Genomic DNA, 14,890 nt, shown 5'->3' with positions numbered 1-14,890 from the left:
CACCGCCAGCACCCGCAGCATCGCTCAGGAGGAGGAGCGCGCCGTCTCGTCGCTCTCCGCCACCGCCGCGACGATCCGCCACCGAGGCGAGCGGGCCGGGAGTGAGCGGGGGCGGGTTTCGCGGGCGCCTCGTGCGAGCCGTTGAGGGTCGCCGTTGCGTTCCCGAGGCTGACGCGGTCCGTCGCCGGGTTTCGCAGGCGCCTCGTGCGACCCATTGAGGGTCGCCGTCACGCTCCAGGGGCTGCCGCGTCTATCGGCGCCGTGGGCGCCGGGGCTGGCCGCCTTGCGTGACGCTCCGCGTCACGCGTCGTGGTCGGTGGTGAGGAAGGTCGCGAGCTCCTCGAGCACGGCCTGCTCGTTGTCGCCCTCGACGCTGACGGTGAGCTCGTCGCCGTGCTCGATGCCGAGCGAGATGATCCCGAGGATCGACGCGGCGTTGACCGGGGTCGCGTCGCCCTTGGCGACGAGGACCTTCTGACCCGACTTCGCCGCGGCCTGGCTGAAGAGCGAGGCGGGGCGGGCGTGGAGGCCCTTCGACGATGCAACCTGCACGGTGCGCTCGACCATGAACGTTTCTCCTTGATCCTGCAGTCGCGACTGCATCAGTGGTGCCCGGAGTCGGGCTCGCCCGGACGGACCGGGCGGGAGGAGGAGTCCCCGTCCGCGCCTGCGACGACCGCGCGAGCGGCGAAGAGGACGGGCAGGGTCTCGAGCACGGCATCGGCACCGTGCGCTCCGAAGACATCGGGCGGGAGGAGGGCGGCCGCGGCTCCCACGAGCTCCGCACGGTGGCGGAGCCCGTCGAACTGCGACTCGAGGTGCGGCCCCACGAGGAGGACGTCGGCCTCGGGGAGGGAGTGGTCGAGACCGGTGAGGGTCTCGGAGCGGAACACGGCATCCATGCCGCGCTCCTTCGCGCCCGCTCGCAGCCGGTGGGCCAGGAACGTGCTCGACGCGCCTGCACCGCAGACGATCAGGATCTTCCGCACCTCGTTCGCCTCCTCGCGTCCGGGTCGTGATTCATCCAAGCATCCCCTCGGAGGGGCGGCACCCTCCAGCAGACAATCTTCCGCGGGGGCGGAAGACGGCCCCTTCCGCCCGCGGCGCGGGGGCTCCCGGGCGCGTCGCCGGGGTGATTGACTGACGGGACGTACGACTCGCCGCCCGCGTCCTGCGGGCTCGCGGCAGGGTCGTGGCGCTCCCGGCGCCCGCCCCGACCGCACGCCTGGAGCCTGATGCCTGACAACCGCGAACGACTGCTGGAGTACCTCTCCCGCGCCGACGGCTGGGTGACGGCGCACGAGCTCGCCGACAGGCTCGGAGTCACCACCCGCAGCGTCCGGAGCTACGTCACCGCGGTGAAGGCGCAGGCCGCCCCGCTGGAGCCGGTCGAGTCCTCCGCGAACGGCTACCGGCTCGCGCGCGAGGCGTACGCGGCGTACCTGGAGGCGCAGCGCAGCCGCGACATCGAGCCCGACACCCCGCGCGACCGGCTGTACAGCATCGTCCGCCGCCTGGTCGACTCCGACGAGGGCCTGGACGTCTTCGCCCTCGCCGACGCGCTGTCGGTGAGCGAGTCGACCGTCGACGCCGATCTGCGCCGGGTGAAGGCCCTCGCCGACGAGGCCGGCCTCGGGCTGGTCCGGCGCGGCCCGTCGGTGCGCCTCGAGGGCAGCGAGGAGGCCCGCCGCCGCCTGATCTCCAGGATGTTCCGCGACGAGAGCGCGCAGGGCGTCTTCACGCTCGACGACGTCCAGCGCGAGTTCGCCTCCCCCGGCCTCGGCGCCTTCAAGACCGAGCTGCTGGCCGAGCTCGAGACCCGCGGCTACTACATCAACGACTACGGCGTGAACAGCGTCCTCCTCCACATCGCGATCGCCGTCGACCGCGTCGCCCGGGGCATCGGGGACCCCTCCGGCTCCCGCCCCTCCCCCGCGATCCACGGCGAGCTCGCGGCCCTGCTGGCGGAGCTGGTGGAACGGCACTTCGCGACGCGCCTGACCGACGCCGAGCTCGCCCAGCTCGCGATCCTGATGACGACGCGGGTGGCGACGCCCGGGCAGAACGAGCCGGTCGCCGCCGTGGTCGAGAACTACCTCGACCCGGAGGACCTCGCCGTCGTCCGCGAGCTCGTCGCCGACGTCAACCGCGAGTACCTGGTCGACCTCGACGACGAGGGCTTCATCGTCCGCCTCGCCCTGCACGTGCGCAACCTGATCGCCCGGGCCGCCGAGGGCGGCTACTCCCGCAACCCGCTCACCCGCTCGATCAAGACCAGCTACCCGATGACCTACGAGATCGCGGTGTTCCTGGCGAGCGGGCTGCAGCGCCGGCGGGGCATCGTGGTCAACGAGGACGAGATCGCCTACATCGCCCTCCACGTCGGCTCGTTCCTCGAGCGGGTGTCCCGGCGGGAGGAGCGTCTGTCCTGCGTGATCGTCTGCCCCAACTACTACGACCTCGCTCACATGCTCCGCCTGCGCGTCGAGCGCTCGCTCGGCACCGAGGTGGAGGTGCGCTCGCTGATCACGCGGAGCGACGTCGACTGGGACCGGCTCACCGCCGACCTCGTGATAACCACGATCGACGAGCACCCCGCGTCCGATGACGTCGTGGTCGTGCAGCCGTTCCTCACCGACCACGACGTCGAGACGGTGCGCCGGGCCATCGCCCGCGTCCGCCGGCACCGCCGCCGCGCGCAGATCAAGGACGAGCTGCTGCAGTTCTTCGACGAGGAGCTGTTCTTCCGCAACGTGCACGCGCGCGACGAGGCGGCGATGATCCGGATGCTGGGCGAGCGGATGATCGCCGGCGGCATCATCGACGAGGACTACGTCGACGGCGCCATCGAGCGCGAGCGGATGAGCTCCACGGCGTTCACCGACAACCTCGCGGTCCCGCACGCGATGGCGATGAGCGCCCGCCGCACCTCCATCGCGATCGTCGTGAACGACACCGCGATGGAGTGGGGCGAGCAGCGGGTGAACGTGATCGCGATGATCGCGTTCGCCTCGGCCGGCCGCAGCACCTTCCAGTCGGTGTTCGACCAGTTCGTCGAGGTGTTCGCCGACCGGGCGGAGGTGCAGCGCCTCATCCGGCGCTCCACGGACTTCGGCGGCTTCATCGAGGAGCTGGTGCGGGTGATCGACAGCTAGCCGACACCCGCACTCCGGGTGGAGCCGGAGGGCCTGTCGTCCTCCCGCTCCCGCGCTTCGTGGGCGCCCGACGGACCCCCGCCGGGCGCGAGAGGCCACGAGGAGCCTCCTCCGCATCGGATCGGAGGAGCTCCGCGTTGGGGCCTCTAGGCGAAGGGCGTCGGCACGATCCCGTAGGGGGCGAGGCCGGCCGCGCCGCCGTCGGCGAGCGTGGTGACCCAGATGCCGTCGTGGTGCACGGCGACGGAGTGCTCCCAGTGGGCGGCCATGCTGCTGTCCTCGGTCGCGACCGTCCACTCGTCCTCGCGGACGAAGGTCTCGGCGCTGCCCGCGGTGACCATCGGCTCGATCGCGACGACGAGTCCCGGCTTCACCTCGGGGCCGCGCTGGCGCACCCGATAGTTGAAGACCGGCGGAGCCTCGTGCATGGTGCGCCCGATGCCGTGGCCGATGTAGTCGGTGAGGATGCCGTAGACGCGGCCCGAGCGCTCGGCCTCGTCCTCGATGTACTCCTCGATCGCCGCGCCGACCTCGTTGAGATGGCGGGCGGAGGCGAGGGCGGCGATCCCCCGCCACAGGGATCCCTCGGTCACCCGCGAGAGCTCGGCGCGTGCCGCGACCTCCTCCGGGCGGGAGGGATCGGGCAGGACCACCGTCATCGCGGAGTCGCCGTTCCAGCCGTCGATCTCGGCGCCGCTGTCGACGGAGACCAGGTCGCCCGGCTCGAGCACGCGCCCGCCGGGGATGCCGTGGACCACCTCGTCGTTGACCGAGGCGCAGATCGTGTGCCGGTAGCCCGGGACGAGCTGGAAGTTCGAGTGGCCGCCGAGCGCGACGATCGCCGCCTCGGCGATCGCGTCGAGCTCGAGCGTGGTAACGCCCGGGCGGACCGCCGCGCGGACCGCGTCGAGCGAGGCGGCCGTGGCGAGGCCCGGAGCGAGCATCGACCGCAGCTGCGCGGGCGTCTTGTAGAGCGAGGAGCGGAACGCCACGGCTCAGGCGGCCGGGGTGTCGAGGCGGCCCACGCGGTGGCCCTCGAGGGCGACGACGATCCGCTCGGTCACCTCGTCGACCGGCCCGAGGCCGTCGACCACGACCACGAGCCCGCGGGCCGCGTAGACGTCGATGAGCGGAGCGGTCTGCTCCTCGTAGAGCGCGAGTCGGCGCCGGATGACGTCCTCGGTGTCGTCGCTGCGCCCCTGCTCGAGCGAGCGCTTGAGAAGGCGGCCGACGACCTCGTCGGGATCGGCCGTCAGCTGGACGACCGCGTCGAGCCGGTTGTCGTCCGCGGCGAGGATGCGGTCGAGCTCGTCGACCTGCTCCGTGGTGCGCGGGTAGCCGTCGAGCAGGAACCCGGTCGACGCGTCCGCCTCCTGGAGGCGGTCGTGCACGATCGCGTTGGTCAGCTCGTCCGGCACGTAGCGCCCGTTGTCGAGGTAGGCCTTCGCCTGGAGACCGAGCTCGGTCTCGTTGGCGACGTTCGCGCGGAAGATGTCCCCGGTCGAGATGGCGGGCACCCGGAGGATGTCGCTCAGCCGAGCGGCCTGGGTCCCCTTGCCTGCGCCGGGAGGGCCGATCAGCAGGAGACGGAAGCCGATCGGGTGCGACGTCATCGGAGGAGTCCTTCGTAGTGGCGCTGCTGCAGCTGGGAGTCGATCTGCTTCACCGTCTCCAGGCCGACTCCGACGATGATCAGGATGGACGTGCCGCCGAAGGGGAAGTTCTGGTTCGCACCGACCAGCGCGAGGGCCACGAGGGGCACGAGCGCGATGAGGCCGAGGTAGACCGACCCGGGCAGCGTCACCCGGGTGAGCACGTAGTTGAGGTACTCGGCGGTCGGGCGGCCGGCGCGGATGCCGGGGATGAAGCCGCCGTAACGCTTCATGTTGTCGGCGACCTCGTCCGGGTTGAAGGTGATCGCGACGTAGAAGTAGGTGAAGCCCACGATCAGGAGGAAGTACAGCGCCATGTAGAGCGGGTGATCGCCCTTGGTGAGGTAGTTCGTGATCCAGGTGACCCAGACCGGAGCCTCCTGGCCAGCGGCGGGCTGGTTGAACTGCGCGATGAGCGCGGGCAGGTACAGCAGCGACGAGGCGAAGATGACGGGCACGACGCCGGCCATGTTGACCTTGATCGGGATGTAGGTGTTGTTGCCGCCGTAGGTGCGGCGGCCGACCATCCGCTTGGCGTACTGCACGGGGATCCGCCGCTGAGACTGCTCCACGAAGACCACGGCGACCACGAGCACGAGGCCCACGCCGAGGACGAGGAGGAAGGTCTCGAAGCCGCGCGACTGCGCGATCGACCACAGGGAGGTGGGGAACTGGGCGGCGATCGAGGTGAAGATCAGCAGCGACATGCCGTTGCCGATGCCGCGCTCGGTGATGAGCTCGCCCATCCACATGATGATCCCGGTGCCCGCGGTCATGGTGATGACCATGAGGAGGATGGAGTACCACTCGTCGGTGATGATGAGCGCCGAGCACTCCGGGACACCGGAGTTGCCGAAGAGGGCGCCCGAGCGGGCGACGGTGATCAGCGTCGTCGACTGGAGGACGCCGAGCGCGATGGTGAGGTACCGCGTGTACTGGGTGAGCTTGCCCTGACCGGACTGCCCCTCCTTGTACAGCGTCTCGAAGTGAGGGATGACCACGCGCAGCAGCTGCACGATGATCGACGCCGTGATGTACGGCATGATCCCGAGCGCGAAGATCGACAGCTGGAGCAGTGCTCCACCGCTGAAGAGGTTCACGAGCTCGTAGAGACCCGAGGTGCCCTGGTTGCCGGCGAGACAGGCCTGCACGGCGCTGAAGTCGACGAACGGAGCAGGGATGAAGGATCCCAGCCGGAAGATCGCCACGATCGCGAGGGTGAAGCCGATCTTGCGGCGGAGGTCGGGGGTGCGGAAGATCCGCGCAACGGCGCCAAACACTACCTAAGGTCTCCTGCTCAATTCTGTGGTGCGGGATACAGGTCGAGCTTGCCACGCACTCCCGGAGGGAGTCGGCGTGGCAAGCTCGACCGACAAGCTGCTGGTGCTACTTGATGGATCCGCCCGCAGCGACGATCTTCTGCTCGGCAGAGCTGGAGACCTTGTCGACCGCGACGTTCAGCTTAACCGCAATGTCGCCGTCCCCGAGGACTTTGACCTTCTCGTTCTTGCGGACAGCACCCTTGGCGACCAGGTCGCCGATGGTGACGTCGCCGCCCTGGGGGTAGAGCTCCGCGAGAGCGGACAGGTTCACGACCTGGTACTCGACCCGGAACGGGTTCTTGAAGCCGCGGAGCTTCGGGGTGCGCATGTGCAGCGGCATCTGCCCACCCTCGAAGCCGACGCGCACCTGGTAGCGGGCCTTGGTGCCCTTGGTGCCGCGACCGGCGGTCTTTCCCTTGGAGCCCTCACCGCGACCCACGCGGGTCTTGGCCTTCTTGGCTCCGGCAGCGGGGCGGAGGTGGTGGACCTTGAGCACGTGCTCCTTGGTCGCCGGCGCCGCCGCGCCCTTCGTGGTGGTCGCCTGCGCGGGAGTCGTGGACTCCGCGGCGGCGGCCTTCTTCGTCTCAGCCATTAGTCAATCTCCTCGACCTTCACCAGGTGGGCGACGGTCTTCACGTATCCGCGGTTCTGGGCGTTGTCCTCGCGGACGACGCTCTGACCGATCTTCCCGAGGCCGAGCGAGCGCAGCGTGTCGCGCTGGTACTGCTTCTCGCTGACCTTCGACTTGATCTGGGTCACCTTGAGCTGGGCCATCAGGCACCTGCCTTCGCGTTGGACGCGGCGGCGAGGGCGTCGGCCTCGGCACGGACGAGACGTGCCGGCGCGACCTGGTCGAAGTCGAGACCACGACGAGCGGCGACGGCGCGCGGCTCCTCGAGCTGCTTCAGAGCCTCGACGGTCGCGTGGACGATGTTGATGGTGTTCGACGAGCCGAGCGACTTGCTCAGGACGTCGTGGATGCCGGCGCACTCGAGGACGGCGCGGACGGGACCGCCGGCGATGACACCGGTACCCGCGGCGGCGGGGCGCAGGAGCACCACACCGGCGGCGGCCTCACCCTGGACGGGGTGCGGGATGGTCGAGGCGACGCGGGGGACGCGGAAGAAGTTCTTCTTCGCCTCCTCGACGCCCTTGGAGATGGCGGTCGGGACCTCGCGGGCCTTGCCGTAGCCGACGCCCACCAGTCCGTTGCCGTCTCCGACGACCACGAGCGCGGTGAAGCTGAAGCGACGGCCGCCCTTGACGACCTTCGACACGCGGTTGATGGTCACGACGCGCTCGAGGAACTGGCTCTTCTCGGCGTCACGGCCACCGCGGTCGCGGCCACCCTGATTGCGGTCGCGGCCGCCGCGGCGGGGCTCACGAGCCTCCTGCTGCGGCTGCGTGGACGCAGCGGTCTCGACGGGGGCCTCCGACACAGCGGCGACCTCGGGTTCCTTGTTCTCTGCGGCGCTCACAGGTTGAGCCCTGCCTCTCGTGCTCCATCGGCGATCGCGGCGACGCGACCGGCGTACTTGTTGCCTCCGCGGTCGAAGACGACCGCCTCGACACCGGCGTTCTTGGCGCGCTCGGCGACGAGCTCGCCGACCTTGCGGGCCTTGGCGGTCTTGTCGCCGTCGAACACGCGCAGGTCGGCCTCGAGGGTCGACGCCGACGCGAGGGTGCGGCCCTGAGCGTCGTCGACGACCTGCACGAAGACGTGGCGGGCCGAGCGGTTGACGACGAGGCGGGGGCGCTCGGCGGATCCGACGACCTTCTTGCGCAGACGGTCGTGACGACGACCGCGCGCAGCGGACTTGCTCTTTCCTCTGGTTCCGAGTCCCATGATCACTTACCGCTCTTTCCGGCCTTGCGGCGAACGACCTCGCCGGCGTAGCGCACGCCCTTGCCCTTATAGGGCTCGGGCTTGCGGATCTTACGAATGTTGGCGGCCACCTCACCGACAGCCTGCTTCGAGATGCCGTGCACGGTGAGCTTGTTGTTGCCCTCGACCGTGAACGAGATGCCCGCGGGCGGGGTGACGACGACCGGGTGCGAGAAGCCGAGCGCGAACTCGATGTCCGAGCCCTTCGCCAGCACGCGGTAACCGGTTCCGACGACCTCGAGGCCCTTGGAGTAGCCCTGCGTGACACCGATGATGTCGTTCGCGATGAGCGTGCGGGTGAGGCCGTGGAGCGAGCGCGACTCGCGCTCGTCATCGGGACGCGAGACCAGCACCTGGCCGTTCTCGACGGACACCTGGATGGGGCTGGCGACCGAGACGGTCAGCTCGCCCTTGGGGCCCTTGACGGTCACAGCGGATCCGGCGACGGAGACGTCGACGCCCGCCGGGATCTCGATGGGGAGTCTTCCAATACGCGACATGAGGGGTTACCACACGTAGGCGAGGACTTCCCCACCCACGCCCTTCTTCTCGGCCTGGCGGTCGGTCAGGAGACCGCTCGAGGTGGACAGGATGGCGACGCCGAGGCCGCCGAGCACGGTGGGGATCTCGGCCGACTTCGCGTACACGCGGAGTCCGGGCTTCGAGACCCGCTTGATGCCGGCGATCGAGCGCTCGCGGTTCGGGCCGTACTTGAGGGAGATGGAGAGCGTCGTGCCGACGCGCGCCTCCTCGACCTTCCAGTCGGCGATGTAGCCCTCGGTCTTGAGGATCTCGGCGATGTTCGCCTTGAGCTTCGAGCCCGGGAGGGTGATGGAGTCGTGGTGCGCGGAGTTCGCGTTACGGATTCTGGTCAGCAGATCTGCGACCGGATCAGTCATGGTCATGGCTGATGGTGCCTTTCTCGCCTGGTTTCGGCACCCTTTACAAGAGTGACGACCTGTGGTGTGGGACGGCGCCGACGACGTCGACGCCCATGCGGCCGCGCGAACGCAGGCCAACGAGCCATGCTACATGGCCGAGGTCCTGCGGTCGAGGGCCGATCGTGCACGGGATCCGGGATCCCGCGTGGCGCCCGCCGCCGGCTCCGGACGGACCGGTCCGGCGGCGGACGCACGACGAGGCCGGAGGGCGGTTCTCACCGTCCCCCGGCCTCGAGGCTTGCTGCTTACGCGTTGTCCGACGACTTGAACGGGAAGCCGAGCTGCTTGAGCAGCGCGCGACCCTCGTCGTCGGTCTTGGCGGTGGTCACGACGGTCACGTCGAAGCCGCGGACGCGGTCGATGCGGTCCTGGTCGATCTCGTGGAAGATCGACTGCTCCGTGATGCCGAAGGTGTAGTTGCCGTTGCCGTCGAACTGGCGGTCCGACAGCCCGCGGAAGTCGCGGATGCGGGGCAGCGCCACCGAGAGCAGGCGGTCCAGGAACTCCCAGGCGCGGTCGCCCCGGAGGGTGACGTGAGCGCCGATGGCCTGACCCTCGCGCAGCTTGAACTGCGCGATGGACTTGCGGGCCTTGGTGACCTGCGGCTTCTGACCGGTGATGGCGGTGAGGTCCTTGACCGCGCCGTCGATGATCTTGCCGTCGCGGGCGGCCTCACCGACACCGGTGTTGACGACGACCTTGACCAGGCCGGGGACCTGGTGGACGTTGCCGAAGCCGAACTGCTCCTTGAGAGCGGGGATGATGTCGGCCTGGTACTTGGCCTTGAGCCGCGGCTGAACCTTCGCAGCCACTGCGGTGGTGTCAGTCATTACAGTTCCTCACCCGACGCCTTCGCGTAGCGCACGCGAACGGTCTTGGTCACGCCGTCCTTGGTGACGGCCACGTTGCGGTGGCCGACCCGGGTCGGCTTCTTGGTCTTCGGGTCGACGAGCGCGACGTTGGAGATGTGGATCGAGGCCTCGACGGTCTCGATGCCGCCCTCCTTCGAGCCGCGCTGCGTCTGGCCGACGCGGACGTGCTTCTTGACGAAGTTCACGCCCTCGACGACGACGCGGTTGCGCTCGACCAGCACCTCGAGGACCTTGCCCTGCTTGCCGCGGTCTCCACCGCGGGCCTGGGTAGCGCCCGAGATGACCTGGACGAGGTCACCCTTCTTGATCTTGGCCATGACTAGATAACCTCCGGTGCCAGCGAGACGATCTTCATGAACTTCTTGTCGCGGAGCTCGCGACCGACCGGTCCGAAGATGCGGGTGCCACGGGGGTCCCCGTCGTTCTTGAGGATGACGGCGGCGTTCTCGTCGAACTTGATGTACGAGCCGTCGGCGCGACGGGTCTGCTTGATGGTGCGGACGATGACGGCCTTGACCACGTCGCCCTTCTTCACGTTGCCACCGGGGATCGCGTCCTTGACGGTGGCGACGATGATGTCACCGAGGCCCGCGTAGCGGCGGCCGGAGCCTCCGAGGACGCGGATGGTGAGGAGCATCTTGGCGCCGGTGTTGTCGGCGACCTTGACTCGGGATTCTTGCTGAAGCATGTGTCTCTCCTGCTAACTCAAGTAGGCCGCGGCCTACTTGGCCTTCTCGAGGATCTCGACCAGGCGCCAGCGCTTGGTGGCGCTGAGGGGACGGGTCTCGCTGATGACGACGGAGTCGCCGATGCCGGCGGAGTTCAGCTCGTCGTGGACCTTGACCTTGGACGTACGGCGGATGACCTTGCCGTACAGCGGGTGCTTCACCCGGTCCTCGACCTCGACGACGATGGTCTTGTCCATCTTGTCGCTGGTGACGTAGCCGCGACGGGTCTTGCGGTATCCGCGAGCGCCCGCCTCCTTCACGTCGTGGGCGGCCGACTCGTGGCCGGCGCTGTCATTGACGGTTGCCATTACTTGGCCTCCTCGTTCGACTCGGTCGCCTCGACCTCGGCCTTGGCGGCCTTCTTGGTCTTGGGCTTCTTCTCCGCCTTGGCCGGGGCCTCGACGGGTGCGGGGGTGGCGCGGATGCCCAGCTCGCGCTCACGGATGACCGTGTAGATGCGGGCGATGTCGCGCTTGACGGCACGCAGGCGGCCGTTGGTGTCCAGCTGACCGGTGGCCGACTGGAAGCGGAGGTTGAACAGCTCCTCCTTGGCCTTCTTCAGCTCGGTGACGAGACGCTCGTCCTCGTAGGTGTCGAGCTCGGCGGGGGCGAGCTCCTTGGATCCGATCGCCATTACGCGTCTCCCTCCTCGCGCTTGATGATGCGTGCCTTGAGGGGCAGCTTGTGGATGGCACGGGTCATGGCCTCACGAGCGAGCTGCTCGTCGACGCCGGCGACCTCGAAGAGGACGCGACCCGGCTTGACGTTCGCGACCCACCACTCCGGCGAGCCCTTACCGGAACCCATGCGGGTCTCGGCGGGCTTCTTGGTGAGCGGACGGTCGGGGTAGATGTTGATCCACACCTTTCCGCCGCGCTTGATGTGACGCGTCATCGCGATACGAGCGGACTCGATCTGACGGTTGGTCACGTAGGCGGGGGTGAGGGCCTGGATGCCGAACTCACCGAACGACACCTTGGTGCCACCGGTGGCCTGGCCGGACCGGCCCGGGTGGTGCTGCTTGCGGTGCTTGACTCGACGCGGAATCAACATGGTTATGCCTCAACTCCTGCTGCGACGGGCGCCTCGCTCTGCTGGCGGGGTGCACGGCGCGGACGGTCGCTGCGCTCGGGGCGCGACGACTTGCTGTTCGCCTGCTCGCGGGCGAGCTCCTTGTTGGTGATGTCGCCCTTGTAGATCCAGACCTTCACGCCGATGCGGCCGAAGGTGGTCTTCGCCTCGTAGAAGCCGTAGTCGATGTTCGCGCGGAGGGTGTGCAGCGGCACGCGTCCCTCGCGGTAGAACTCCGAGCGGCTCATCTCGGCGCCGCCGAGGCGGCCGGAGACCTGGATGCGGACGCCCTTGGCGCCGGCGCGCTGAGCGCCCTGCAGGCCCTTGCGCATCGCGCGGCGGAAGGCCACGCGGGCGGAGAGCTGCTCGGCGATGCCCTGGGCGACCAGCTGAGCCTCGGCCTCGGGGTTCTTGACCTCGAGGATGTTCAGCTGGATCTGCTTGCCCGTGAGCTTCTCGAGGTCGGCGCGGATGCGCTCGGCCTCGGCGCCGCGGCGGCCGATCACGATGCCCGGGCGGGCGGTGTGGATGTCGACGCGGACGCGGTCACGGGTGCGCTCGATCTCGATGCGGGCGACGCCCGCACGGTCGAGCTGGGTGGCGAGGAGTCGGCGGATCTTGACGTCCTCGGCGAGGTAGTCGCTGTACCGCTGGCCCTTCTTGGTGCTGTCGGAGAACCAGCGCGACACGTGGTCGGTGGTGATTCCCAGACGGAAACCGTAGGGGTTTACTTTCTGACCCATTACTTGGTCCCCTCCTCAGGAGTGGCCAGCACGACGGTGATGTGGCTGGTGCGCTTGTTGATGCGGAAGGCACGACCCTGAGCACGGGGCTGGAATCGCTTGAGGGTGGTTCCCTCATCGACGAAGGCGCGGGACACGATCAGGTCCTGGTCGTCGAGGTACTCGTTCGAGGCATCGGCCTTGACGCGAGCGTTGGCCATCGCCGAGGCGACGAGCTTGTAGACGGGCTCGGACGCACCCTGCGGCGCGAACTTCAGGATGGCCAGTGCCTCCTGAGCCTGCTTCCCGCGGATCAGGTTCACGACACGGCGAGCCTTCTGGGGGGTGACGCGGATGTGTCGCACGCGTGCGATCGACTCCACCATTTCTCTCCTCCTTCTCGTCGCCGCGTCAGCGGCGACGGCCCTTCTTGTCGTCCTTCTCGTGACCGCGGAAGGTCCGAGTGGGGGCGAACTCGCCGAGCTTGTGGCCGACCATGGTCTCGGTCACGAACACGGGGATGTGCTTGCGACCGTCGTGGACCGCGATGGTGTGGCCCAGCATCGCCGGGATGATCATCGAACGGCGCGACCAGGTCTTGATGACGTTCTTGTTGCCGGCTTCGTTGGCCGTGAACACCTTGCGGAGCAGGTGGTCGTCAACGAAGGGGCCCTTCTTGAGACTGCGAGGCATCTTCTACAACTCCTACTTGCGCTTCTTACCGGCGGTGCGGCGGCGAACGATGAGCTTGTCGCTCTCCTTGTTGGGGCGACGGGTGCGTCCCTCGGACTGACCCCACGGGCTGACCGGGTGGCGTCCACCGGAGGTCTTGCCCTCTCCACCACCGTGCGGGTGGTCGACCGGGTTCATCGCGACACCGCGGACGGTCGGGCGGACGCCCTTCCAGCGCATGCGGCCGGCCTTGCCCCAGTTGATGTTCGACTGCTCGGCGTTGCCGACCTCGCCGATCGTGGCGCGGCAGCGCGCATCGACGTTGCGGATCTCGCCCGACGGCAGGCGGAGCTGCGCGTAGGGGCCGTCCTTGGCGACGAGGCGGACCGAGGTGCCGGCCGAGCGGGCGAGCTTGGCGCCGCCTCCCGGCTTGATCTCGATGGCGTGGATGACCGTACCGGTCGGGATGTTGCGCAGCGGCAGGTTGTTGCCGGGCTTGATGTCGGCGCCGGCGCCCGACTCCACGACGTCGCCCTGCGAGAGCTTGTTCGGGGCCAGGATGTAGCGCTTGGTGCCGTCCACGAAGTGGAGCAGCGCGATCCGCGCCGTGCGGTTGGGGTCGTACTCGATGTGAGCGACCTTGGCGTTGACGCCGTCCTTGTCGTTGCGACGGAAGTCGATCAGACGGTACTGGCGCTTGTGGCCACCACCGATGTGACGCGTCGTGATGCGGCCGGAGTTGTTGCGGCCACCGGTCTTGGACAGCGGGCGCAGGAGCGACTTCTCAGGCGTCGAGCGGGTGATCTCGGCGAAGTCGGCAACGCTGGAGCCGCGGCGACCGGGGGTCGTGGGCTTGTACTTACGAATAGCCATTGTCTGTTTCCTCTACGCTTCTTCGGCTCAGCCGACGCTCGTGAAGATGTCGATGGAGCCGGACTTCAGCGTGACGATCGCGCGCTTGGTGTCCTTGCGCTTGCCGGTGCCGAACTTCGTGCGGCGGGTCTTGCCCTGGCGGTTCAGCGTGTTGATCGACGCGACCTCGACGCCGAAGATCTTCTCGATGGCGAGCTTGATCTCGGTCTTGTTCGAACGCGGGTCGACCACGAAGGTGTACTTGCCCTCGTCGATCAGGCCGTAGGACTTCTCCGAGACCACCGGGGAGATGATGACGTCGCGGGGGTCCTTGTTGAACGCGGCGGACTGGCTCATGCGTTCACCTCTTCCTTGTTGGACTCGACGCCCGACTTGGCCGCGATGAACGCGTCGAGCGCGCCCTTCGAGAACACGATGTCGTCGGAGACGAGCACGTCGTACGCGTTGAGCTGGTCGGCCGGCAGGATGTGCACGAACGGCACGTTGCGGAGCGAGAGCTCGGCGATGTAGTCGTCGCGCTCGAGCACCACGAGGACGTTGCGCGACACCGAGAGGGCGTCGAGCAGGACGAGGACGTCCTTGGTCCGGGGGGTGTCGCCGAGGGCGAGGGACTCGACCACGTGGATGCGGGCACCGCGGGCGCGGTCCGAGAGAGCGCCGAGCAGAGCCGCGGCGATCATCTTCTTGGGGGTGCGCTGCGCGTAGCTGCGGGGGGTCGGTCCGTGGACCACGCCACCACCGGTCATGTGCGGGGCGCGGATCGAGCCCTGACGAGCGCGACCGGTTCCCTTCTGCTTGAACGGCTTGCGACCGGCTCCGGAGACCTCACCGCGGTTCTTCGTCTTGTGGGTTCCCTGGCGCGCCGCGGCGAGCTGGGCCACGACGACCTGGTGGATGAGGGGGATGTTGGTCTGGACGTCGAAGAGTGCGGCGGGGAGCTCGACCGAGCCCGCCTTCTGGCCCTTGACGTCGATGATGTCGACAGAGGTAGCCATGG

24 protein-coding genes are annotated in these 14,890 nt (G+C 68.6%); 1 reads left to right on the top strand and 23 read right to left on the bottom strand.

The genetic code is table 11. The features are described from left to right. Positions 1-300: 300 nt before the first annotated feature. On the bottom strand, positions 301-567 hold the full coding sequence (locus C5D04_RS04670) for an HPr family phosphocarrier protein (RefSeq protein WP_104224553.1): 267 nt from the start codon (positions 565-567) through the stop codon (positions 301-303). Positions 568-602: 35 nt separating this feature from the next. Then, complete coding sequence (locus tag C5D04_RS18120) at positions 603-1,028, bottom strand: PTS sugar transporter subunit IIB (protein WP_181110601.1); 426 nt, start codon at positions 1,026-1,028, stop codon at positions 603-605. Between the two features lie 207 nt (positions 1,029-1,235). Between C5D04_RS18120 and C5D04_RS04660 the strand changes: the two genes are divergently transcribed. After that, on the top strand, positions 1,236-3,155 hold the full coding sequence (locus C5D04_RS04660) for a BglG family transcription antiterminator (protein WP_104347298.1): 1,920 nt from the start codon (positions 1,236-1,238) through the stop codon (positions 3,153-3,155). A 146-nt stretch (positions 3,156-3,301) separates the two neighbouring features. Here C5D04_RS04660 and map read toward each other — a convergent pair whose 3' ends face one another. From map to rplD, 21 genes are all read right to left on the bottom strand, one after another. Next, complete coding sequence (map, locus tag C5D04_RS04655; protein ID WP_104292485.1) at positions 3,302-4,147, bottom strand: type I methionyl aminopeptidase; 846 nt, start codon at positions 4,145-4,147, stop codon at positions 3,302-3,304. Between the two features lie 3 nt (positions 4,148-4,150). Then, positions 4,151-4,768, bottom strand: a complete 618-nt coding sequence (locus C5D04_RS04650; protein WP_181028829.1) for an adenylate kinase — start codon at positions 4,766-4,768, stop codon at positions 4,151-4,153. Further along, positions 4,765-6,087 carry a preprotein translocase subunit SecY gene (gene secY / locus C5D04_RS04645; RefSeq protein WP_104224557.1) on the bottom strand — a complete coding sequence of 441 codons (1,323 nt, stop codon included), beginning with the start codon at positions 6,085-6,087 and terminating at the stop codon, positions 4,765-4,767. Before secY ends, C5D04_RS04650 begins: the two co-directional genes overlap by 4 nt. 106 nt (positions 6,088-6,193) lie before the next feature. Beyond that, positions 6,194-6,721, bottom strand: a complete 528-nt coding sequence (gene rplO, locus C5D04_RS04640; protein WP_104226755.1) for a 50S ribosomal protein L15 — start codon at positions 6,719-6,721, stop codon at positions 6,194-6,196. Beyond that, positions 6,721-6,903 carry a 50S ribosomal protein L30 gene (rpmD, locus tag C5D04_RS04635; protein WP_181137668.1) on the bottom strand — a complete coding sequence of 61 codons (183 nt, stop codon included), beginning with the start codon at positions 6,901-6,903 and terminating at the stop codon, positions 6,721-6,723. Before rpmD ends, rplO begins: the two co-directional genes overlap by 1 nt. Beyond that, the gene (rpsE, locus tag C5D04_RS04630) at positions 6,903-7,607 is read right to left on the bottom strand and encodes a 30S ribosomal protein S5 (protein ID WP_104224559.1); all 705 of its coding nucleotides are present in this window, start codon (positions 7,605-7,607) and stop codon (positions 6,903-6,905) included. Before rpsE ends, rpmD begins: the two co-directional genes overlap by 1 nt. Further along, positions 7,604-7,975, bottom strand: coding sequence for a 50S ribosomal protein L18 (gene rplR, locus C5D04_RS04625; RefSeq protein WP_056037296.1), 372 nt, complete (start codon positions 7,973-7,975; stop codon positions 7,604-7,606). Before rplR ends, rpsE begins: the two co-directional genes overlap by 4 nt. Before the next feature lie 2 nt (positions 7,976-7,977). Beyond that, positions 7,978-8,514, bottom strand: coding sequence for a 50S ribosomal protein L6 (rplF, locus tag C5D04_RS04620; protein WP_104224560.1), 537 nt, complete (start codon positions 8,512-8,514; stop codon positions 7,978-7,980). A 6-nt stretch (positions 8,515-8,520) separates the two neighbouring features. Beyond that, complete coding sequence (gene rpsH, locus C5D04_RS04615) at positions 8,521-8,919, bottom strand: 30S ribosomal protein S8 (RefSeq protein ID WP_068209423.1); 399 nt, start codon at positions 8,917-8,919, stop codon at positions 8,521-8,523. Positions 8,920-9,200: 281 nt separating this feature from the next. After that, complete coding sequence (gene rplE / locus C5D04_RS04610; RefSeq protein ID WP_068209425.1) at positions 9,201-9,785, bottom strand: 50S ribosomal protein L5; 585 nt, start codon at positions 9,783-9,785, stop codon at positions 9,201-9,203. Continuing rightward, positions 9,785-10,144, bottom strand: a complete 360-nt coding sequence (rplX, locus tag C5D04_RS04605; RefSeq protein WP_104224561.1) for a 50S ribosomal protein L24 — start codon at positions 10,142-10,144, stop codon at positions 9,785-9,787. Before rplX ends, rplE begins: the two co-directional genes overlap by 1 nt. A 2-nt stretch (positions 10,145-10,146) precedes the next feature. After that, a complete protein-coding gene (gene rplN, locus C5D04_RS04600; protein ID WP_104224562.1) occupies positions 10,147-10,515 on the bottom strand; it encodes a 50S ribosomal protein L14 in 369 nt (122 codons plus the stop codon). 33 nt (positions 10,516-10,548) lie between these two features. After that, a complete protein-coding gene (rpsQ, locus tag C5D04_RS04595) occupies positions 10,549-10,863 on the bottom strand; it encodes a 30S ribosomal protein S17 (RefSeq protein WP_104224563.1) in 315 nt (104 codons plus the stop codon). Beyond that, the gene (gene rpmC, locus C5D04_RS04590; protein WP_104224564.1) at positions 10,863-11,189 is read right to left on the bottom strand and encodes a 50S ribosomal protein L29; all 327 of its coding nucleotides are present in this window, start codon (positions 11,187-11,189) and stop codon (positions 10,863-10,865) included. The genes rpsQ and rpmC overlap by 1 nt, the downstream gene beginning before the upstream one ends. Beyond that, positions 11,189-11,608 carry a 50S ribosomal protein L16 gene (rplP, locus tag C5D04_RS04585; protein WP_068209436.1) on the bottom strand — a complete coding sequence of 140 codons (420 nt, stop codon included), beginning with the start codon at positions 11,606-11,608 and terminating at the stop codon, positions 11,189-11,191. The genes rpmC and rplP overlap by 1 nt, the downstream gene beginning before the upstream one ends. Before the next feature lie 2 nt (positions 11,609-11,610). Next, entirely contained in the window at positions 11,611-12,369 is a 759-nt protein-coding gene (rpsC, locus tag C5D04_RS04580) for a 30S ribosomal protein S3 (protein ID WP_068209439.1), read from the bottom strand. Continuing rightward, entirely contained in the window at positions 12,369-12,734 is a 366-nt protein-coding gene (gene rplV / locus C5D04_RS04575) for a 50S ribosomal protein L22 (protein WP_077221988.1), read from the bottom strand. Before rplV ends, rpsC begins: the two co-directional genes overlap by 1 nt. A 25-nt stretch (positions 12,735-12,759) precedes the next feature. Further along, positions 12,760-13,041, bottom strand: coding sequence for a 30S ribosomal protein S19 (rpsS, locus tag C5D04_RS04570; RefSeq protein WP_055787078.1), 282 nt, complete (start codon positions 13,039-13,041; stop codon positions 12,760-12,762). A 12-nt stretch (positions 13,042-13,053) separates the two neighbouring features. Beyond that, positions 13,054-13,893, bottom strand: coding sequence for a 50S ribosomal protein L2 (gene rplB, locus C5D04_RS04565; RefSeq protein WP_068251462.1), 840 nt, complete (start codon positions 13,891-13,893; stop codon positions 13,054-13,056). A gap of 27 nt (positions 13,894-13,920) precedes the next feature. Then, positions 13,921-14,229, bottom strand: a complete 309-nt coding sequence (gene rplW, locus C5D04_RS04560) for a 50S ribosomal protein L23 (protein WP_068209445.1) — start codon at positions 14,227-14,229, stop codon at positions 13,921-13,923. Further along, positions 14,226-14,888 carry a 50S ribosomal protein L4 gene (gene rplD, locus C5D04_RS04555; protein ID WP_104224565.1) on the bottom strand — a complete coding sequence of 221 codons (663 nt, stop codon included), beginning with the start codon at positions 14,886-14,888 and terminating at the stop codon, positions 14,226-14,228. Before rplD ends, rplW begins: the two co-directional genes overlap by 4 nt. Between the last annotated feature and the right edge of the window lie 2 nt (positions 14,889-14,890).

This window comes from Rathayibacter sp. AY1D2, from assembly GCF_002932695.1.
In the GTDB taxonomy this organism is placed as follows: Bacteria; Actinomycetota; Actinomycetes; order Actinomycetales; family Microbacteriaceae; genus Rathayibacter.
The sequence above is the reverse complement of the archived record's forward strand: the minus strand, read 5'-3'. Positions and strand labels throughout refer to the sequence as shown.